This window comes from Halopseudomonas formosensis, assembly GCF_900115905.1.
GTDB classification, from domain to species: Bacteria; Pseudomonadota; Gammaproteobacteria; order Pseudomonadales; family Pseudomonadaceae; genus Halopseudomonas; species Halopseudomonas formosensis.
The window spans coordinates 438,558-458,444 of record NZ_FOYD01000001.1 but is presented as its reverse complement, the minus strand read 5'-3'; the positions used below and the strand labels follow the sequence as shown (position 1 = coordinate 458,444).

General features: G+C 62.7%; 15 protein-coding genes. 1 reads left to right on the top strand and 14 read right to left on the bottom strand.

Annotated features, from left to right (window positions below; all coding sequences use genetic code 11):
• Nucleotides 1-9: 9 nt before the first annotated feature.
• From BM046_RS02180 to peaA, 10 genes are all read right to left on the bottom strand, one after another.
• Entirely contained in the window at nt 10-1,095 is a 1,086-nt protein-coding gene (locus BM046_RS02180) for a CaiB/BaiF CoA transferase family protein (RefSeq protein WP_090536515.1), read from the bottom strand.
• A gap of 16 nt (nt 1,096-1,111) precedes the next feature.
• On the bottom strand, nt 1,112-2,737 hold the full coding sequence (locus tag BM046_RS02175; RefSeq protein WP_090536879.1) for a long-chain fatty acid--CoA ligase: 1,626 nt from the start codon (nt 2,735-2,737) through the stop codon (nt 1,112-1,114).
• A 99-nt stretch (nt 2,738-2,836) separates the two neighbouring features.
• Entirely contained in the window at nt 2,837-3,973 is a 1,137-nt protein-coding gene (locus tag BM046_RS02170) for an acyl-CoA dehydrogenase family protein (RefSeq protein WP_090536513.1), read from the bottom strand.
• Nucleotides 3,974-3,983: 10 nt separating this feature from the next.
• The gene (locus tag BM046_RS02165; RefSeq protein ID WP_090536511.1) at nt 3,984-5,171 is read right to left on the bottom strand and encodes an acetyl-CoA C-acyltransferase; all 1,188 of its coding nucleotides are present in this window, start codon (nt 5,169-5,171) and stop codon (nt 3,984-3,986) included.
• Between the two features lie 10 nt (nt 5,172-5,181).
• Nucleotides 5,182-5,949, bottom strand: coding sequence for a 3-hydroxyacyl-CoA dehydrogenase (locus BM046_RS02160; protein WP_090536509.1), 768 nt, complete (start codon nt 5,947-5,949; stop codon nt 5,182-5,184).
• A 186-nt stretch (nt 5,950-6,135) separates the two neighbouring features.
• Nucleotides 6,136-7,464 (bottom strand): alginate export family protein, encoded by a 1,329-nt coding sequence (locus BM046_RS02155; RefSeq protein WP_235818546.1) that lies wholly within the window; start codon nt 7,462-7,464, stop codon nt 6,136-6,138.
• Nucleotides 7,465-7,522: 58 nt separating this feature from the next.
• The gene (gene peaD / locus BM046_RS02150; RefSeq protein WP_090536507.1) at nt 7,523-8,641 is read right to left on the bottom strand and encodes a quinohemoprotein amine dehydrogenase subunit beta; all 1,119 of its coding nucleotides are present in this window, start codon (nt 8,639-8,641) and stop codon (nt 7,523-7,525) included.
• Nucleotides 8,642-8,664: 23 nt separating this feature from the next.
• Complete coding sequence (gene qhpC / locus BM046_RS02145; protein ID WP_090536505.1) at nt 8,665-8,988, bottom strand: quinohemoprotein amine dehydrogenase subunit gamma; 324 nt, start codon at nt 8,986-8,988, stop codon at nt 8,665-8,667.
• Between the two features lies 1 nt (nt 8,989).
• Nucleotides 8,990-10,420, bottom strand: coding sequence for a quinohemoprotein amine dehydrogenase maturation protein (peaB, locus tag BM046_RS02140; RefSeq protein ID WP_090536503.1), 1,431 nt, complete (start codon nt 10,418-10,420; stop codon nt 8,990-8,992).
• Nucleotides 10,421-10,473: 53 nt separating this feature from the next.
• A complete protein-coding gene (gene peaA / locus BM046_RS02135; protein ID WP_090536501.1) occupies nt 10,474-12,066 on the bottom strand; it encodes a quinohemoprotein amine dehydrogenase subunit alpha in 1,593 nt (530 codons plus the stop codon).
• A gap of 417 nt (nt 12,067-12,483) precedes the next feature.
• On the opposite strand from peaA, the gene BM046_RS02130 reads away from it, so the two are divergent.
• Nucleotides 12,484-13,977 carry an aldehyde dehydrogenase family protein gene (locus BM046_RS02130; RefSeq protein WP_090536499.1) on the top strand — a complete coding sequence of 498 codons (1,494 nt, stop codon included), beginning with the start codon at nt 12,484-12,486 and terminating at the stop codon, nt 13,975-13,977.
• Here BM046_RS02130 and qhpG read toward each other — a convergent pair.
• From qhpG to BM046_RS02110, 4 genes are read right to left on the bottom strand one after another with little or no spacing between them, the layout of a single operon-like run.
• Nucleotides 13,967-15,301: a flavin-dependent monooxygenase QhpG gene (gene qhpG, locus BM046_RS02125; protein ID WP_090536497.1), complete on the bottom strand. Its 1,335-nt coding sequence runs from the start codon at nt 15,299-15,301 to the stop codon at nt 13,967-13,969. The genes BM046_RS02130 and qhpG overlap by 11 nt on opposite strands.
• Complete coding sequence (qhpE, locus tag BM046_RS16375) at nt 15,283-15,957, bottom strand: subtilisin-like serine protease QhpE (RefSeq protein WP_090536495.1); 675 nt, start codon at nt 15,955-15,957, stop codon at nt 15,283-15,285. Before qhpE ends, qhpG begins: the two co-directional genes overlap by 19 nt.
• Complete coding sequence (locus tag BM046_RS02115; RefSeq protein ID WP_407920425.1) at nt 15,954-17,687, bottom strand: ABC transporter ATP-binding protein; 1,734 nt, start codon at nt 17,685-17,687, stop codon at nt 15,954-15,956. The genes qhpE and BM046_RS02115 overlap by 4 nt, the downstream gene beginning before the upstream one ends.
• Nucleotides 17,681-19,591, bottom strand: coding sequence for a sigma-54-dependent Fis family transcriptional regulator (locus BM046_RS02110; protein ID WP_090536493.1), 1,911 nt, complete (start codon nt 19,589-19,591; stop codon nt 17,681-17,683). The genes BM046_RS02115 and BM046_RS02110 overlap by 7 nt, the downstream gene beginning before the upstream one ends.
• Nucleotides 19,592-19,887 lie beyond the last annotated feature (296 nt).

Below are 19,887 nucleotides of genomic sequence, written 5' to 3'. Positions count from 1 at the left end.
TCAGACAGCTCAGGGCTCACTCCAGATATCAGCGTCCGGATCGAGCTGAACGCTGGAGCGTATTCCTGACGCAGTGCGCGAAAAGCGTGGAGCAGGTGCACTGTGCAGGACACCATCGATCTGCTGGTAGGTTCCCCGTGATGCCATGTGGGGATGCAGTCGGGCTTCTTCCAGCTCCAGCACCGGTGCGAAGCAGGCGTCCGTCCCCTCCAGCAATGCGCACCACTCGTCCCGCGTACGCTGGGCAAACAGCTGCGCCCAGTGCTCGGCCTGCAATGTTTGCCCAGTCGCATCCTGCGCCTGCTGCTGCATCACCTCACCTGCCCCGGTGAGCGCCACCAGCTCAGCATAGAACCCCGGTTCCAGCGCTCCCACAGCAATCTGTCGACCGTCGGCACAACGGTAGCAACGGTACCAGGGCGCTGCGCCACCGAGCAGATTGCAGCCCTGACGCATATCAATGCGACCGCTGGGCAACAGACCACTGAAGAACGACATCAGTGACGCGGTACCATCGACGATGGCAGCATCAACCACCTGCCCCTGCCCCGAGCGTTCTCGCTCCAACAACGCAGCGAGAATGCCCACCGTCAGGAACATCGAGCCGCCACCGAAATCACCCACCAGATTCAGCGGTGGAATCGCCTCACCCTGCGCCGGACCGATGGCTGCCAGCGCCCCGGTCAAGGCGATATAGTTGATGTCGTGGCCGGCGGACCGGGCCAGAGGCCCGGTCTGTCCCCATCCGGTCATGCGGCCATAGACCAGCCGCGGGTTGAGCGCGCACAACTGGTCCGGACCCAGCCCGAGACGCTCCATCACCCCGGGACGATTGCCTTCAATCAGCACGTCGGCACGTTGAGCAAGCTCCAGACAGCGCTGGCGACCGGCCTCAGTGCGGATATCCAGGGTAATGACCGATCGTCCGCGATCGACCACGGGGTTAGGCCAACCGTTGCCCCCCGGGCGCTCAACGCGCAGGACATCCGCTCCCATATCCGCCAGCTGCATGGCGCAATGCGGGCCGGGACCGATGCCGGCGAACTCCAACACCCGCAGACCGGCCAACGGACCGCTGTTCATGCTCGCCGTCATCCCCCCTTCTCCGTCTCTACAGCTGCGCCTGAAGCCTGGAATCAGCCAGGTAGTTGTAATAGCGATCCCGCAGTACCTTCTTGTCGATCTTGCCGGTGGCAGTCAGGGGCACTTCATCAAGAATCATATCGTCGGGCATCCACCATTTGACGATCTTGTCTTCCAGGTGTGCCAGCATCATTTCCATGGTGACTGTTTCGCCCGGGTGGGTTTCCACTATCAATAAGGGTCGCTCTTCCCACTTGGGATGATAGACGCCTATCACCGCAGCGACTCGCACTCCGGGACAGGAAATGGCGGCATTCTCGACGTCGATGGAACTGACCCACTCACCGCCGGATTTGATCACATCCTTGGTACGGTCGGTGATACGCATGAAACCGTTTTCATCCAGAGTGGCGATATCGCCGGTATCGAACCAGCCCTCGGCATCCAGCGCACTGGTGTCGCTGCGGAAATAGCGCTCCACCGTCCACGGACCGCGCACCATCAAGGTACCCGCGCTCTTGCCATCGGCCGGCAGGCGTTCGCCTTTTTCATTCACCACCTTGAGTTCGATGCCGTATTGAAGGCGTCCTTGACGGCTCCAGATGACATCATTGACTGCGTCTTCTCCCAACTGCGCCAGTTTGGGCGTTGGGGTGGCCACCACACCCAGGGGGCTGGTTTCGGTCATGCCCCACAGCTGGCGCACAGCCACCCCGTATTTGGTCTGAAATTTCTCAGCCATGGCGCGGGGCACAGCAGAGCCGCCGATAATCAGATGGGTCAGCTTTCCGGCGTCTTCACCGGTACGCTCGAGGTGATCCAGATACATGGTCCAGATGGTCGGTACGCCCCCCGAGAAGGTCACCCCTTCGTTCTGGATCAGCTCCTGCAGGCTGGCGCCGTCCATCTTGTCGCAGGGCAGCACGAACTTGCAGCCATTGATCGCGGCTGCAAAGGGCACACCCCAGGCCGTGCCGTGGTACAGGGAAGAACAGGGCATGATGCAATCAAAGGCGGAGAAGTTGAACGCGCTGTTGAGACCCGCAGCCAGCGCATGCAGCACTATTGAGCGATGGCTGTAGAGAACGCCCTTGGGGTTGCCGGTGGTACCCGAGGTGTAACACAGGATAGCGCCGGCATTCTCATCGAAGCTCGGCCACTGATCGAAGGACTCTTCCTGGGCCAGCAGCTGCTCGTAACCCAGCAGGTTCACGCCGGGCATGTCCGGCAGGTCCGCGTCGGCAAGCATGATGAAATGGCGGATATTGGTCAGCCGGGGCAACAGGCGCTGCACCAGATCGGCGAAGTTGCGCTCGAACAGCAGTACGCTGCTACCCGCATGGTTCAAGGTATAGGCGATCTGCTCGTCCGACAGGCGCGGGTTGCCGGTATGCAGTACAGCGCCGATGCCGGGCACCGCGAAGAACAGCTCATAGTGCCTGTGGGTGTTCCAGGCCAGGGTCGAGACGAAATCCCCCGGGCCGACTCCCAGCCGCTTGATCATGTTGGCTGCGCGCCCTGCCCGCTCGGCGAGGCCGGCATAGTCGTACCGCCACAGCGGCTCGTCTACCAGCCGCGAGACGATTTCACGGTCGCCGTGGGCGACCGCCGCGTGCTGCAGGATGCTGCTGATCATCAGCGGAACCCGTTGCATGCTGCCGATTTGGAATTTCTGCATTGTGCTACTCCTTGTTTTTGTTATCAAAGCGCCGGCCATGGCCGTATCGAGCATGGCCGTGATAGAACCGCCTGGTCAGTCACCACCCAGATTGCGGGCAATGACCAGCCGCTGTATGTCGCTGGTACCTTCGTAGATCTGGCAAACTCGCACATCGCGATAGATGCGCTCGAGCGGGAAGTCCCGCAGATAGCCGTAGCCGCCGAGTGTCTGGATGGCTGCCGAACAGACCTTTTCCGCCATCTCGGAGGCGAACAGCTTGGCCATGGAGGCCTCCGTCAGTGCCGGCTGTCCGGCATCGCGCAGCGCTGCCGCGTGGTGCACCATCTGCCGCGCCGCGGTTATCTGCGTGAGCATGTCGGCCAGCCTGAACGCCACCGCCTGATGTTCGGTCAGCGGCTTGCCGAAGGCCTCGCGCTCTCTGGCGTAATCGCGAGCCACCTCAAAGGCTGCACGGGCCATCCCCACTGCCTGGGCAGCGATGCCGATGCGCCCTCCCTCCAGATTGGCCAGGGCAATGCGATACCCCTCACCCTCTTCGCCCAACCGGTTTGCCGCTGGCACCCGCAACCCATCAAAGGCAATCTGGCAGGTATCAGAGGCGTGTTGACCGAGCTTGTCCTCAACCCGTACCACCTGATAACCAGGGCTGTCGGTAGGTACGATAAAGGCGCTGATGCCACGTTTGCCGGCATCCGGATCAGTGACCGCGAAGACGATCACCGTGCCTGCCTCGCGCCCCGAGGTGATGAACTGCTTGGCACCGTCCAGCACATAGCTGTCACCATCGCGGCGAGCCCGGGTGCGCAGTGATCCGGCGTCGGAACCGGCATGCGGCTCAGTCAGGGCGAAGGCGCCGATCTGCTCGCCTTTAGCCAGCGATGGCAGAAAACGACGCTTCTGTTCGTCGCTTCCGAACCGCAGGATCGGCGCGCAACCAACCGAGTTGTGCACGCTCATGATGGTCGAGCAGGCACCGTCACCGGCGGCAATTTCTTCCAGCGCCAGGGCGTAGGTCAGATAGCCGGTATCACACCCGCCCCACTGCTCTGGCACAAGCATGCCGAGAAAACCCAGCTGCCCCATCTCGGCCAGCGCCTGGGCAGGGAAGCGGTGCTCCCGATCCCAGTCCGCAGCGAAGGGCAGCAGCCGCTCCCGGGCAAATTGCCGGGCAACACCGACGATTTCCCGTTGTTCTTCAGTCAGCAGCATGATCTTCTCCTCAGTCCAGCAGCTCGATGGCCATGGCCGTAGCTTCACCGCCACCTATGCAGATCGCCGCCACCCCCTTGCGCTGACCGCGGGTGCGCAGTGCCGCCAGCAGGGTAACCAGGATGCGGGCGCCCGAAGCGCCGATCGGATGGCCCAGAGCGCAGGCACCGCCATGCACGTTGACCTTTGCCGGGTCCAGCCCCAGCTCCCGCACCGCGATCATGCTGACCACGGCAAAGGCCTCGTTGATCTCGAACAGATCGACCTCATCCAGCGACCAGCCAGTGCGTTCCTGCAGTTTGCGGATGGCGCCGATAGGGGCAACCGGAAACAGGCCTGGCTCGTCGGCAAAGGCCGCATGACCACGAATCGCTGCCAGCGGCTTGAGCCCCCGGCGCAGCGCCTCGGACTGGCGCATCAGCAACAATGCTGCGGCACCATCGGAAATAGAACTGGAATTGGCCGCGGTCACTGTGCCACCGTCACGGAAGGCCGGCTTCAGGCTGGGGATACGGCTCGGATCGACCTTCAGCGGCGTCTCATCCACCTGCATCTGTACCACCCGCCGCCCGACCTGGGCGCTGATCGGTGTCAGTTCCTCCGCGAACAGCCCCTGCTCGATGGCCGCCTGCGCCCGCTGCACCGATTGCAGCGCCCAGGCATCCTGCTCTTCACGGGTAAAACCATGCTGCTGGGCGCAATCCTCGGCGAAGGTGCCCATCAAACGACCCTTGTCATAGGCATCCTCAAGCCCATCAAGGAACATGTGATCAAGCAGACGCCCATGCCCCATGCGCAACCCCTGACGGGCACCATCGAGCAGATAGGGTGCGTTGGACATGCTCTCCATGCCACCGGCCACCACCACATCGACACTGCCGGCCAGCAGTCGGTCATGGGCGATGATCGCCGCCTGCATGCCCGAACCGCACATCTTGTTCAGGGTGGTGCACACCGTGGACTTGGCCAGCCCGACCGCCAACGCCGCCTGGCGCGCCGGTGCCTGACCGAGGCCGGCGGGCAGCACACAACCCATCAGCACTTCCTGTACCGCCTCGGCGGCCAGACCACTGCGCTCGACCGCAGCGCGAATCGCCGTAGCACCGAGCTGCGGGGCGGGAACACCGGCAAGTTCACCCTGGAGGGCACCCATGGGCGTGCGGGCACTCCCGACGATGACAACTGGATCCTGTTGCATAGGGGCCTCCTCAGCGTGCAGCCATGCGCAGCGCTCCGTCGAGACGGATTACTTCGCCATTCAGCATGGGGTTCTCGATGATATGGCGCACCAGCGCCGCGTACTCCTGCGGCAGTCCCAGACGAGGCGGGAAAGGCACAACCCGAGCCAGGGAATCACGCACTTCCTGCGACATACCGGCCATCATCGGGGTCTCGAAAATGCCTGGGGCAATGGTCATCACCCGGATCCCATGGCGTGCGAGTTCCCGCGCGATCGGCAGGGTCATGCTCACCACTCCCCCCTTGGAGGCGGAGTAGGCGGCCTGACCAATCTGCCCGTCATAGGCTGCGACCGAAGCGGTATTGATAATGACGCCCCGCTCGCCGTCGGCGTTGGCTGCACCCTCGGCCATGACCGCTGTGACCAGACGCAGCATGTTGAAACTGCCCAGCAGATTGATCCGCAGCGTCCGCTCGAAACTGGCGAGCGCGTGCGGCCCACTGCGGCCCAGCACCTTCTCGCCAGGTGCAATGCCTGCGCAATTGATCAGGCCGTGCAATGGGCCCAGGTCGGCGAAGGCCGCATTCACGGCGTTGTCGGCCTGCTGCTCATCGGCAATGTCGGCCACATAGCCTCGGGCCTGGGCACCCAGTGCGCTGACCTGCTGCTGCAGCGCCGCCGCGTTGAGATCGATCAGCCCCACATTGGCTCCCGCCTCGACCAGCATGGCAGCAGTCGCGGCGCCAAGGCCCGAGGCGCCGCCAGTGATGAGAAAAGTGTGTTTGCTCAGTTGCATGAAGGCTCCTGCTCAGGGCCGCTGCGGGCCCGTTCCGGTTGATATGCAACCATCTTGTCTGCGCTGGGCACCCGGGACAATGGTCGTTCCCTTCAACCTGCCTGACCGTTTTGGACACCCGGGAAGGCCAGGCCGAGCGGGCGCTCGCTGTGGGGCAAGGCCCCGATCAACAGCGAGCACCGGCACTCAGAAGCTCACGAACATCAGCAGTTGCGCATACAGATTGTCGCCCCTGCCACCGAGCTGCGTGCCGCCCTCGGCCGCTGATTTTTCCGGACTGAACAACCCGACCAGCGGGATCAGGGAGATGTGGTCAGTGGCGGCCCATTCGGCATACAGGTCCAGCTCCTGTCCGGACAGATCGCCCTCACTGGTATCCCGTGTACTGAAATCAAAGGCGGCAAGACCTATGCTCAGGTCTTCGCGCGGATTCAGCAGCAGACCGAGGTGGTGCACCTTGGCATTGCTGCTGAACGGGCCGGCATAGTTGGCCGCGACTTCACCCTGGTACCAGGTGCCGAAGCCCCGCGTGAAGCCGTAGAACAACGGATCGTAACCAGTGGAGAACTGGCTGTAGCGATAGGTCAGCGCAGGCTGCCAGGCGCGTTCGGTAAAGGTCCAGCCGGTCTCCAGATACCAGGCATTCTCGGTTCCCGAGTCGACCCTCTGGTGGGCATATTCGCCAGACAGGAACAGCTGCTCGATCCCGGCGTTGCCCTGGAAGCGGGCACTGTACACCTTCATCCCATCACGCTCTTCCAGGCCCAGGGCTTCGGCATAGCGCTGCTCGACATCCAGTCCCTTGAACGCCGACAGGCCGAACGTGGCGTTCTCCCCAACATGCTCGATGTTGGCGACGGCCATTTCCATTTCCGCCTGGAAGGGGTTGTCGGACCTGAGGTACATCAGATCCCCACGCCAGCCTTCGGCGCCGCCGACGGTGACGATGGCGGTGCGGTCGAAGGCAGTGCGTCCGCCCAGATAATAGGCACCGCCGCGGTCGAACTCGTCGCCCAGCCCACGGCCCATACTGACCATATCGGTGCCGAGGATGAAGCCGTCACCCAAGGTGGCGGCCTGGCGACCGGCCGAGATCACCAGACCATCCGCACCCAGCGCTGAGAGCAGCTGATCCGAACTCCAGCGCAACCAGGCCTGTTCCAGCTCGGTTTCGCGCTCACTGCCGTTGGAGAAGCCGGCAGCATCGCCATCGCCCCAGGTGCCCGAGCTCAGGGCGGTGAGCGCCCCGTCCCAGCGCCCCAGTGTGCTGCGGTAGCCGAAATGCAGACCGTATTCCAGATAGGCCTCACGCCAGGACACATCGCCGGCATCCACAGCACCGTCCATGTTGTAGCGCTTGTCGCTGTGGAAGATCCCCGCTGCGCCATTGACCTCGAAATTGAGGTGGCCGTTGGATCCGGAGGCCAGCTCCCAGGCGCTGGCTTGGGAAGCCACAGTCAGACTCAGAATGACAGGCAGCAGGATACGCCGCCCAGAAGTATGTTCGGTATGCATGATGAACCTCGTTGTTCTTGTTTGATGTGCCGCTCCGGTCACCCGGAGCGGCGGGGTATTACCGGATGAAGATCTGCGGCGTGGTGGTGGACATGTCTCCCCCCGGCAGGCGGATGCTGCCGATCTTGTCCAGGGTTTCCGGATCGTGGATGCTGATGTCGTTGAAGGTGCCAGCCAGGTACAGCTTGTCCCCGGCATGGTTGAATGCCAGCACGTAGTAGGTGTGATCCAGCTCCTGGGCATCGATCAGCGTCTGGGTGGCGATGTCGTACTTGGTCAGACGGTTGAGGACCGCATACATGTGTTTGGGATCCTTCGGCGAGCGAGCCCCGGTGAAATACACCTCAGTGAAGGGGGCGAAATCCTGGGTCATGGTTTCACCGGTCCTCAGATTGATGTTGTAGAAGCCGAACATGAACTCGGCAGTGTCCAGATTCTGCGTTTCATCAGTGAACTTGGGCGCGGCGTAGAGGATGCTGAAATCTCGACTGACCTGTTGCTTGGGCCACAGGTAGAGCACGTCCGGCTGACCATAACCCTCACGCTCCCAATCGCGAACGGGAATTGCAATTTCGCGCTCCCCGGTCTGGACATTGACGCGGTAGATGTTGTCCGCAGCCAGGTAAAGCGAGCCATCCTCGGCAGCCTGCATCAGATAGGACTGCCGGGGCGCCGGAAATACCCGGATCGGCTTGGCATCAATTCCCGCGCTGGTGTCATACACCTGCAAGCGAGGATCCCCCACTACATAGTGGTCCGGATTCTTCTGCGACGGATTAGCGACGGTATACAGCTCCTTGCCATCCGCGCTGATGGCGAATGAGTACATCGAGCGTGCCAGCTCACCTGGCGCCTGTGACAGCTCAGCGCGGAAGGACATATCGCAGCTGTCCAGTTCGATTCCATACACGGTGCTGTAGCGATTGCCGAGCACATAGGCGCGGGAGCCGTCCGGACTGACGATCGGCGTACCGGGGCCGAACTGATCGGGCAGGTCGCAGCTCTTGTAGACCTCGTCGGTGGCGACATCCACTACATGCAGGTTGTTGGGATAATTGGTGATGACCATGTATTCATGGCCGTCCTGCAACACCCGGCCGGCATTATTCGCCATCGCCGGCAACGCCAGCGCTGCCAACACTGCGGCGGCCATCATCTGTTTGTTTTTGTTGAACATAATCAAATCCTCAAGCCCCGAGCTTACTTGTCGTTGGGGAAAACCGTATCCAGTTTGCGCCAGTCCGTGCTGGAGTCGGCGGCATCCTTGTTCCAATCCGAGTGGGTACTCATCAGATCCGGCACCTGGGCCGGCCACCAGCATGGATCGGCGCAGCCGTAAAGATCAGCCTCCATGGGCTGACAGAGACCAGCCACCCCACCAAACACATCGGTTTCCCAGCCCGGATCAACCGTGCTGGTGCAGCCTACGGTAGCGTTCATCGCCAGGACTTCCTCGACCCGGTCCTGGGCCACGGCCTGCTCGAGCGCCTGCGCTTTATTGTTGATTGCTTTGAGATGTTTCATGTCAGTGCACCTTACGCGGAACGATATGGCGGGTAATGAAATCCGGATTGCTGCTCATGATCCGGGCGTAGACTTCGATACCGAAATCCACCCAGTCGCGCAGCAGGTCGCAGTAGTGATAGTTGGGGTGCTGGGGATCGCCATAACGGGCGTAGCTCTCGTGATAGCAGCCTCCCGAGCACAGATTGCGGATCCGACAGGTCTGGCAGCCGGTGTTGCTGCGATCCAGCCGATCCGAAAGAAACTGCGTCAGCGACGCATTGTCCACTTCGCCGTGGACGTTGCCGAAGGTCGGCAGCGAAGACCCGGTGAAGCGGTGGCACAGATTCAGATCGCCCTTGTGGTCCACCGCGAGCATCTTCAGGCCGGCTCCACAGGGCAGGGATTTCTTGTGCCCTTCATGGATGTCCGTCAGCAGCTGGTGGAGGTTCGAAAAACCGATATTGACGCCCTGCAGAGCGGCCTGCAGGTACCGCCGTCCCAGCGCCTTGAAGTTGGCGAACAATGTCACCAGCTCCTCCGGCGTGAGGTTGAAGCTGCTGATGTCACCTGAGGTCACCGGGGCAAAACCGACTTCGGCGAAACCAAGATCATTGATCAGGTGATCCCAGATTTCCTCGACCTCGGTGGTACCCCGGGTCAGGGTGACCCGGGCGCCTACCGGCCTGCTGTCATAGCGAGACAGCAGCATTTCGGCCTTGCGACGCACGACCTCGTAGGTGCCCTGCCCGCTGACAGTGATACGGTTCTTGTCATGGATGGCCTTGGGCCCGTCCATGCTGATCGACAGACCGAAGCGATGCCGATTCAGGTAATCGACTATCTCCTCGGTCAGCATGGTAGCGTTGGTGGTCATGATGAAATCCACCTGCTTGCCGGCCTCGGCAAAGCGCTTTTCACAGTAGTCCACCATGTACTCGATCAGGGGCCGATTGCTCAACGGCTCTCCGCCGAAGAACACAACCGAATACCGCTCCTCGTCCGGTGACTGCTCAAGCAGCATCTCGACCGAGGCGATTGCGGTTTCCGCAGCCATGCGCTTGCCGGCGGAAGGCTTATCCAGGTCTTCCTTGTAGCAATAGGTGCAGCTGAGGTTGCAGCCGGTATTGACGTTCAGTACCACCGTATTAAGGGCGGTTTTAGTAACGCCACCGGGGAATACGTCGCTGCTGAGCGGCGACCCATCGCCCACGATCTGCAGGGCGAGCAGGTCCTGCAGGGCTTCATCAATGTCCGCCACGGCAAAGCGTCCTGCCAGCGCCGACTGGACATGGTCGCGGGAGTCCGCACCAGCCCGCAACGCCCCCAGAATGCTGCTGGTCAGCTCGTCCTGAGCGAATAGCGAACTGGTGGGTATGTGAAACAACATCTGTTCGGCATCCACCTGCACCTGATGCAGGTTGTGCTCGATTACATTCAATTTGATGCCCATATGACCTACCTCGCTGAGTTTATCGGTGGCGCTTGCATCGCAGATCCCCACGGTCAGGGGATCGGCGGTATCACCCAGCGCTGCACGCCGACTATCAGCTGACCTTCGCCGGTCACAGTGTTGCCGCCCTCGTCCACGGTAGCGATCACCTTGAGGTTGCCCACGTTGTTCGCCATCATCTTGCGGTCAGGGTTGGGGCCTGCATCGCCCGGCACGAACACGCCGGTATGGCGATCCATCACGCCGGCATACTTGACGTCCTCAAGCTCTTCAGCTTTCTCATCGAAGGCTTCAACGGACCAGGTCGCCGGGACGAAACCAATGCGGTACGGCGTCTTGCCGTCCTCGCCGATCGCCCAAGCCTCGGCATCAAAGTGGCCTTCCACCTTCTCGGTCGGACTGCCATTGCCGCCGATCCGGGCCACCGCATAATCCGGTACCACCCGTACTTCGCTGATCTGACGGTAGATCGCCAGCGTAGCGCCGTCGGCGTCGCCCACGGCTACCTCACGCACACCCACCGGTGCGTCCGCAGCCACCCGGACCTGAACACGCATGCGCTCCGGGGAGCTGTCCAGCACCTTGATCACTTCGATGCCTTCGCCCAATTGCGGTGTGCCATTCAGTCCACTGCCGATCAGCGTCAATTCCTGCTGCTCGCCTACCTTCAGATAGGCCGGCTGCACTGCCACCACAGCTGCCGCGCTGTCCGGCACTGCGCGGAAATCCAGACCGCGTTCGTCGTGGTCCCGCTCGAACATGCGGCCGGTCATCTCGTTGTTCACTACGGCAAACACCTGGCGGAGGACGGTGCCATCCACCTCGACATTGGCGCGCCACTCGTAACCGTTGTGGACTACCGCCTTGCCGGTACCGACGAACGGCGTGCCATCGGCGTAACGCCCGTCCACCCGGACCTCGAAATTGTCTTCACCGATGTACTTGGCGGTCATGCTGCCGGTCAGCTCGCCCTTGCCGGGATAGTGACCGGTGAATATCCAGCGGCCCGCCAGGGTTTCGCTATCAGGACGCTGCTGCAGCCACTGGAACCAGGCTTCGCTTTCCAGGGGGAAACGCTTGGCCAGGTGCGGGACGGTTTCGTTGATGGCGATGGGGAACCAGTCACGGTCGCGACTGAGGGCCTGATATTCGAGGGCCGGCCAGTGGCCGAGGTGGAAATTGACCAGGTGACGCCATTCCTGTTCTGTACGCCCCTGCATGGCCAGGCGAGCACCGGAGTGACAGCGCACGCACATCTCCCCGAGCTGTGGATCTTCCATCAGGGTTTCCTGGGTATTGAGGCGGCGCTCCAGTGCATAGCGATAATCAGCTGTCTCGCTCGGAGCCATGCCCTGTTTATCGGCCAGGTATTTGATCAGCGTGCGGCGCTCTTCATCGGTCAGCTGAACCTTGTGCGCGGTCTGCATTCGCCCGATAGTCATCAGCCAGCCTTCCGGAGTCTTGCGCTGGTAACTGATACGGCTGTACTTGTCATCGCCCTCGGCCTGGTGACAGGCCGCGCAGCGGGTCGCCAGCAGCTCCTGCGCCGAGGCGGATTGCTCTGCCATGCCCATACCGGACTGAAGGAGCAATGACAGCCCCAGCAGTCCTCCGGCTACCCCTTGCCTCAAGAGTCTTGTTCTCATCGGGTCGTGCCTCCCACGGATATTATTCTGATAGTTATTCCAGCTTCGGCCTGCTCCTCTGGGGAGCGTGCCTGCCGCGCTTGAAAAGACAAGAGCAAGACCCGTGCCATAGATTTATTTTCCTTTAAAATCATCTGATTACACATCAAGCCAGAAATAGACCTCGGGATAGCGGTGTTTAATAGCGCGACAACTTGACTCAGTCGATGACACACAAAGCGCCACCGGGCCTGTGTTCCGCGCGACTGTCGCACCCCCTTCCGGGGTTGTATCACTTTGCTACAGCTTTTGTACGTTACCGAGGCCACGGGGAACCCGCCTCGCTCCCCCGATGCCCCACCACTGGCAGCGCGGGGATCTCTTGGCACACAGGTTGCACCAGGGCATGGGGACTTCATCCATCAGAGAGAAAACAAGATGACTGATGCGTACCCCCTCCACCCGCAAACCCGGGAATTTCTCGACCGCCCATGCCGCATGCTGATTGGCGGCAAGTGGACTGTCAGCGAGCAAGGCCAGACCATGGCGCTGCTCAACCCGGCCACCGCCACCCACCTGATTGATGTGCCCCGGGGCACGCCGGCGGATATTGATCACGCTGTCAGACAGGCCCGCCGCGCCTTCGACGATTCCAGCTGGAGCAGAATGCGGCCGCGTGAACGGCAGAATCTTCTGCTGAAGCTGGCCGATCTGCTCGAGCGTGACGCCGAAGTACTGGCGGAGCTGGAGTGTCTGAACAATGGCAAGAGTGCCCAGATGGCCCGCGCTGTGGACGTTCAGCTGTGTATTGACTTCTTCCGCTATATGGCTGGCTGGGCTACAAAGATAACCGGCACTACGGTGAACCCCTCTCTGCCGCTGATGCCCGATGCCCAGTTCCACGGCTACATCGCCCGAGAGCCGGTGGGTGTGGTTGGCGCCATTGTCGCCTGGAACTTTCCGCTGCTGCTGGCCTGCTGGAAGATCGGCCCGGCGCTCGCTACCGGCTGTACCGTGGTACTCAAACCAGCTGACGAAACCCCCTTGACCGCGCTGAAGCTGGGGGAGCTGATCCAGGAAGCGGGCTATCCGGACGGGGTGTTCAACGTGGTGACCGGTATCGGCGCCGAGGTCGGTGCTGCCCTGTCTGCCCATCCGGACATCGACAAGGTCACCTTCACCGGCTCGACCCCGGTCGGCAAACTGATCGGCAAGGCCGCGCTGGACTCCATGACCCGCATCACCCTCGAGTTGGGTGGGAAATCCCCGACCATAGTGCTGGAGGACATGGACCCGATGGAGGCTGCAGTGGGCGCAGCAAATGCGATCTTCTTCAACCAGGGTCAGGTCTGCTGTGCCGGCTCGCGCCTGTACGTGCAGCGGCGCCACTTTGACCGGGTGATGGCGGATATCTGCAGTATCGCCAACGGCATGAAGATGGGTAACGGCCTGGACGCCAGTGTGGACATGGGCCCGCTGATCTCTGCCAAGCAGCAGGCCCGGGTGCAGGGCTACATCGATATGGGCCGCGAACTCGGTGCCACCATCGCCTGCGGCGGAACGTCCTCCGGCCCCGGCTATTTCGTGCGTCCTACCCTGATCACCGATGTCGATCAGAAATGCCCGCTGGTGCAGGAGGAGATCTTCGGTCCGGTACTGGTGGCCCAGCCCTTCGACGATATCGAGGACGCCATCCGCCTGGCCAATGACAGCCCCTTTGGTCTGGGCGCCAGCATCTGGTCCAACAACCTCAGCCAGGTGCACCGGATGATTCCACGCATTCGCGCCGGCTCGGTCTGGGTCAACTGTCACACAGCGCTGGACCCTGCCCTGCCCTTCGGTGGCTACAAGATGTCGGGGATCGGCCGGGAAATGGGCGAAGCCGCACTGGAGTACTACACCGAAACCAAATCGGTGCTGATCAAGGTGTGAGGGCGTGGCCGGATGCTGCGGTATCCGGCCCGAATCCCACGTTTTGCAACCAGGCCGCCACCGGGCCACGCTGGGTCGGTGGCAGGCCGCTGATGACCTGTTCCCATGGCGTCTCCCGCAAGGCGTCGACCAGGGGCGCCAGTTCCACGCCATTAAGATGCCAGATGCCCAGCGGCTGATCCGGGGTGATGACCACCCGTGCCCGGCCGATTCGATCGCCGGTAACCACCGGAGCCCAGTCGGTGACGATCTGTTCCGGTGTCACCGGGACATGGGAGGGGTGATCGTCCGGCCACTGCTGACGCTGCTGCCAGAAGGATTGCTCCGGCACGGCTGTGGCCTGCCGATAGAAATCCCGCCCCAGTCGCGCGAATCGATAGAACAGTTCAGTCACCCTCCGGCAGTGAAAGCGCTGGGCCAACTCGGCATCCGCAGGGTACTGCAGCAAGGTGTTGATCACCGCCGGCGCCTGCAATGCAGACGACAACGACTGGAAAATGCCGTTGCCTGACAGTGGATCAACCGCCATGGCGGCGTCGCCTACGCGGATGCTCCGTACGTCGCACAGATTGGCAGCCAGGGTGCAGGTGGAACTGCGTGCGCGCAATTCCACCGCTTCGCCGGGATCGACGGTAAAGAACTCTCCCGCCAGGCGGCTGGTTCCGCGCTGGGCCGCACACCAGGCAGGCAGCTCGGCCTTGCCGGGCATATGCGGGTGGCGGGCGTCGAAGGTCCATTGCCAGTACTGGTCGCCACCCGGCAACCGGGCCAGCCAACACCAGCCGGACACCAGACTTTCCGCCGCGCTTGCCGCTGGCCCTTCCAGCCCGCGCCAGCGACACAGCAGACTCAGGGTTTCCGGCCCGCGTACGGCTTCGCCCGATTGGGGTGCCTGCCGCCCGCGAGCATCAACCACGAAGTCCGCCTCAAGGCTCGCCGCCCCATCAAGCTGCAGGCAGACACCGTCGGCGGCCACATCCACCGTCAGCACCCGTGCTTCCAGCAGGGCTATGCCGCTTCGACGCAGATCCTCGCGCAACGCTCGATCGAAGACCTGCCTGTCCAGCAGCCACTCGCGGTTTCTCAGGCTGTGATGACCCGCCCAGTAGACTTCCCGTCGTGCGGCGGCGATCGCTGTGCCGCTGGCCTGCCGCAGCCCGACGGTGCGCAGGGCATGCAGGACCCGCTCGGAGGTGCCTTCAATGGCGTTGAAACGACGCCAGTCGCTGATCACCGTGACCCGGTAGCCCAGGCGCAACAGCCCCAGCGCCGCTGCCGACCCCGCCGGGCCGGCGCCCAGTATGGCTATGTGTTTTCTGCGCACAGCGGCTCCCTTGTCTGCGGCCCGCTACGAATGGCGTGCTGCCGGAAATAATGCAGAACCTCAGCCCCACTCAGGCTCGGGCGCTCTGTCCAGAAGGCAGCGAGCATGCCGCTGAAGCGGGCGCAGGCCATGGACGCGCCGCCCTCGGCGCCCCTACCCACTGGCGCGCCGAATTCGGCACGCTCCTCCTGCAGCCAGCTCCATTGCCCCGGCTGGCAACGCGCATCACCGGTTACCGCTACCACGCCGCTATAGGCCGCCGGATAAACCGGCTGCCCCATCGCCGGACTGGAGGCACAGATCAGTACGCCCTGTTCCGCCGCCTGGCGGCATAGTTCACGCAACATCGGGCGGTCGGCGTGCAACCCCAGGCTGCAGTTGATCAGGCTCACACCCTGCTCCAGCAACCAGGCCAGCCCGGCACCAACCTGGGCAGCGGTAGTCGCGGGACGCTCGCCGAAGACCTGGGCCATCAACAACTGCGCTTGCGGGGCCTGCTCCGACAGCAGCTGCGTCACCAGGGTACCGTGTCCCAGATGATCCTGACCAAGCGGCCGGAGTAGAACCTCCTCGTCACTCAGAACAAAGGACTGACCACCGTGCAGGCGCTGCCATTGACCGCGCTGAAGACCGGTGTCAATGATGCCCACCCTCATGCCACGCCCTCGGTGGCGGGGCTGCGCAGCGTGAGCTGTCCGTCCAGCAGCTGGAAGTGCAGATCCGCGCCATCGGCGGCGCCGGGCCGGTGACTGATGATGATGCGGGTGCGCGTAGCAAAGAGAATGTCGATTTCCCTGATGATCGCCTGCTCGGTTTGCACATCCACCGCTGAAGTAGCCTCATCCAGCACCAGCACGTCCGGTTGCTGAAGCAGTGCTCGGGCGATGGCAATGCGTTGCCGCTGTCCGCCAGACAACTGTTGGCCACGCTCACCCAGCCGGGTATCCAGCCCTTCCGGCAGACTGGCCACCAGCTCCTCGAGCCGAGCCAGTCGGACCACACCGGCAACCTCTTCCTCCGTCGCCTCCGGCGCAGCGTAGCGGAGATTGTCAGCCAGCGACGCGCGGAACAGCACGATGTCCTGGCTGACCACCGCGAGCCGCTTGCGGTAGTCGGCCAGGTCCAGCTCGCGCAGGTCCACGCCACCATAGGTGATATGGCCCCGGTCCGGATCGTAGTAACGCTGCAGCAGATCAATCAGCGTGGTTTTACCGGATCCCGAGGGTCCGGTGAGCACCACCTTGCTGCCCACGGGGAAACGAGCTCTGCCGCCATCGATGATCTGTTGCTGCCGTCCCGGGTGGCGGAAACTGATGTCATGCAGCACCAGTTCGGCGGGAGCCCGCGGGGTGGGAACGGGCTTGGCTGCCGTGACAATATCGGGCTGCTCATCCCGCAGCTCGGTCACCCGCTGCAGGCTGACCGCCATGCGCTGCACGGCGACATACAGACCCAGAAGGCTCTGGGCCGGTCCTACCACCATACCCAGGTAGGTGGCGAAGGCAATCAGCGAGCCGAGCTGCCATGTACCCGTGATGACCCAGTAGCCGCCGATCATGAAGGCCAGCGCCCGGGTGACGGAGGTCAGCATGGTGGGAACGGCACTGGTGAAGAACTCCACCACCTGTAATCGCAGCAGCTGCCCGAGATAATTCTGTCCCAGACCGTGCAGGCGCTCGGCCTCATGGCGCTGGCGACCGGCTGCCTGGACGAACTTGATCGCTGGCAGGGTTTCCACCAGGAAGGACGACATGTCACTGGAGCGCTCGCGCAGAGAGCGGGTCTCATCTGCTACCTTGCGCCGCATCCAGCGCAGCCAGAGGAGCTCCAGCGGCACCAGCACAGCCACCAGCAGTGCCAGCTGCCAGGACAGCAGCGCCAGCAGAATGGCCGCGCCGATCAGACCTATGATGCTGGAGGTGGCGGAAAACAACGCATCGATGGCAAAGCGCTGGATCTCGGCGATGTCGCCATCCAGCCGGCTGAGCAGATCACCGATGCGGCGCCGCCCGAAGAATCTTGGTGACAGCTGCTGCAGGTGTCCATACAGATCCTCGCGCAGGGCAAACAGCACCTGCCCGGATAACCGCGTGTGCAGGTAGCGGTTGACCCCGGAGAGCACAGTCGCCAGTACCGTAGCACCTATCATGGCCAGGACTACTGCTCCGAGCATGGGGAAATTCCCCGCCAGCAGGCTGTCGTCGATCAACATTTTTGTCAGCCAGGGCTGCGCCAGAACCAGCAGGGAAGCCGCTATCGACAGCAACATGAGTCCGAGAATGGCGCGCAACTGTGGCCGGACGAAGCTGTACAGCCAGCGCAGCCCGCCCTCTACCGAGTCCCTCGGTTCACTGCTGACCAAGCGCGACAGCAGGCCGATCAGCATCCACCGGCCTGCTTGAGTTTTCGGTACAGGGTCGCTCGGCTGATACCCAGGGTGCGTGCCGCCGCAGAGACGTTGCCCTCATGGTCGGCCAGCGCCTGACGGATCATCTCCTGCTCGCGAACGCGGATGTTGCCGTCCTGCTCGCAGACCTCCTCGCTCAGTAGATCTTCCAGGGTACTGGATGGAAGGTGGTCGAGCCCCAGCTGCCGGTCCTCCGGCGCTCGCACCGCCAGCAGAGTACGCAGCACCATTTCCAGCTGACGAATGTTGCCCGGCCAGCGGTAACGCTCGAACAATCCAAGCAGATCGTCGTTGAGACTGACCTGCCCGGCACCGAGCCGGCGCAACAGAGTCTGGCAGAGCTCACGCATGTCCTTGCGCTCACGCAGCGCCGGCAGATGCACCGCCATCCCGTTTATCCGGTAGTAGAGATCCTCGCGGAAGCTGCCTTCGGCCACCAGCGCTCTGACCGGCCGGTGCGTGGCGCAGATCAGATTGATGTCCAGGTCCTGTTCGACTCCCGCCCCCAGTGGTGCCACCTTGCGCTCCTGCAGCACTCGCAACAGACGCGCCTGCAGCGGCAACGGCATGTCTCCCACCTCGTCGAGGAACAGCGTCCCGCCATGGGCTTGCTGCAGCCGCCCGGTCATGCCGCCGCGCCGGGCACCGGTAAAGGCACCGTCACGGTAGCCGAAGAGCTCAGACTCGATCAGCCCCTCGGGAATGGCCGCACAGTTCACCGCAATGAAGGGTTTGTCCGCCCGGTCACTGCCCTTGTGCAGCGCGCGCGCCACCAGTTCCTTGCCAGAGCCGGTTTCACCGAGCAACAGGATAGGTAACCCGTGCCGCAGGCCCCGTGCGGCCATGTCCAGCTCACGCAGATAGCGAGGATTGTTGTTGCCGGCAAGCCCCTCCAGGGTCGGCGTAGCCGGCTCCTTTCGCAGGCTGGGCACCGACACCGGGACGGACACCGCTTCCGGCAGGTGCAAGGTCTTGAAGAAAAAGTCACCGCGCGGCGTACGCAGATGCCCGGCAATGCCCCGGCGCACCTGTTCGAACCGTTCCTGCCATCCGGTGATCAGACTCTCACCGGGGAGGCCGACCATCTGCGCGCGCTCCATGCCGAAGAACTCACAGGCGCGCTGGTTGGCGGCCAGAATCCGGCCGTCGCCGTCCAGCGCCAGCAGACCCTGCCAGGCGGTATCCAGATACTGCCGGCGGGGATGGAAGGCCACGACATATTGCTGGCCGAAGGAGGCAATGAACAACCGGCTTTCAATCTGGCTGGCGGTCATGTCCAGCAGCAGAAGGCTGTCCTGGGCCTGCAGCGTCGGCCCGAGGCGAGTCAGGTCAAGCACACCCTCGATCTTGCCCTGGGGGTCTCGGATCGGCACGGAGGCACAGGAGAAGATGCTCAACCGGTCGAGGAAATGCTCGCCGTAACCGATCATTGTCGGTCGCCCTTCCACCAACGCAGTACCGAGTGCGTTGGTCCCACGCACGGCCTCGCTCCAACAGGCTCCCTCCTGGAGATCTCGCAGTTCCCGCCACTTGCTGCCGCCACCTTCAATCGCCAGCACTGTGGCCTGGGAGTTCACCAGAATCAGCAAGCTGTCATTACCGTGGTGTCCAAGACGGTCAGTCAGGTGCTGCAGAGCCGGCTCGGCACAGTCGAGCAACATGCGATTGCTCTCGTACAGCTCATCAACAGCGAGCGCCTGTGGCTCGGAACTGGGCGGCTCGGAGTCGGGCTGCAGGCCGTAGCCCATGCTGCGCTGCCAGGAAGCGCGAATTGGCTCACGCAGGGTAAACTCCTTGGCACACCATCCCCGGGCCGTCAGCGCCCTCTCCCGAGCGCGGAATATATCCGTCAATTCCTGGTCGAGCTTTGTATTCAGGTGCATAGGCCCTCCATCGAGTCTGTTTGCAGACTTTTATTCTATGAGGGATGCCGGTGTTCCGATTTCAACCCTCGAGGTGATACAGCAATAAACGAGCCAGCCTGTGGCGCAAGCTCCGCTGGCCGCCCGCGAGGCGGGCAGTACGCTCTGCATCATGCAGGGCGCTGCTGTATCGCAAGGCGCCTGCATGCGGACTGGTGTTTCATATTAAGACAAAGTCTCGGACAACTGGACACCTTTGGAACACAAGCCAGGTATTCAGCAGATGGATCGGCCCGGGGCAACCGCGGGTAACGGAG

Coding starts and splice junctions, on each gene's coding strand:
- peaB (WP_090536503.1), bottom strand. CDS start 10,420: ATGGGCATCAAATTGAATGTAATCGAGCACAACCTGCATCAGGTGCAG.
- BM046_RS02110 (WP_090536493.1), bottom strand. CDS start 19,591: ATGCACCTGAATACAAAGCTCGACCAGGAATTGACGGATATATTCCGC.
- peaD (WP_090536507.1), bottom strand. CDS start 8,641: ATGTTCAACAAAAACAAACAGATGATGGCCGCCGCAGTGTTGGCAGCG.
- qhpE (WP_090536495.1), bottom strand. CDS start 15,957: ATGAGGGTGGGCATCATTGACACCGGTCTTCAGCGCGGTCAATGGCAG.
- peaA (WP_090536501.1), bottom strand. CDS start 12,066: ATGAGAACAAGACTCTTGAGGCAAGGGGTAGCCGGAGGACTGCTGGGG.
- qhpC (WP_090536505.1), bottom strand. CDS start 8,988: ATGAAACATCTCAAAGCAATCAACAATAAAGCGCAGGCGCTCGAGCAG.
- BM046_RS02115 (WP_407920425.1), bottom strand. CDS start 17,687: ATGCTGATCGGCCTGCTGTCGCGCTTGGTCAGCAGTGAACCGAGGGAC.
- BM046_RS02170 (WP_090536513.1), bottom strand. CDS start 3,973: ATGCTGCTGACTGAAGAACAACGGGAAATCGTCGGTGTTGCCCGGCAA.
- BM046_RS02175 (WP_090536879.1), bottom strand. CDS start 2,737: ATGCAACGGGTTCCGCTGATGATCAGCAGCATCCTGCAGCACGCGGCG.
- BM046_RS02165 (WP_090536511.1), bottom strand. CDS start 5,171: ATGCAACAGGATCCAGTTGTCATCGTCGGGAGTGCCCGCACGCCCATG.
- BM046_RS02155 (WP_235818546.1), bottom strand. CDS start 7,464: ATGCATACCGAACATACTTCTGGGCGGCGTATCCTGCTGCCTGTCATT.
- BM046_RS02160 (WP_090536509.1), bottom strand. CDS start 5,949: ATGCAACTGAGCAAACACACTTTTCTCATCACTGGCGGCGCCTCGGGC.
- BM046_RS02180 (WP_090536515.1), bottom strand. CDS start 1,095: ATGACGGCGAGCATGAACAGCGGTCCGTTGGCCGGTCTGCGGGTGTTG.
- BM046_RS02130 (WP_090536499.1), top strand. CDS start 12,484: ATGACTGATGCGTACCCCCTCCACCCGCAAACCCGGGAATTTCTCGAC.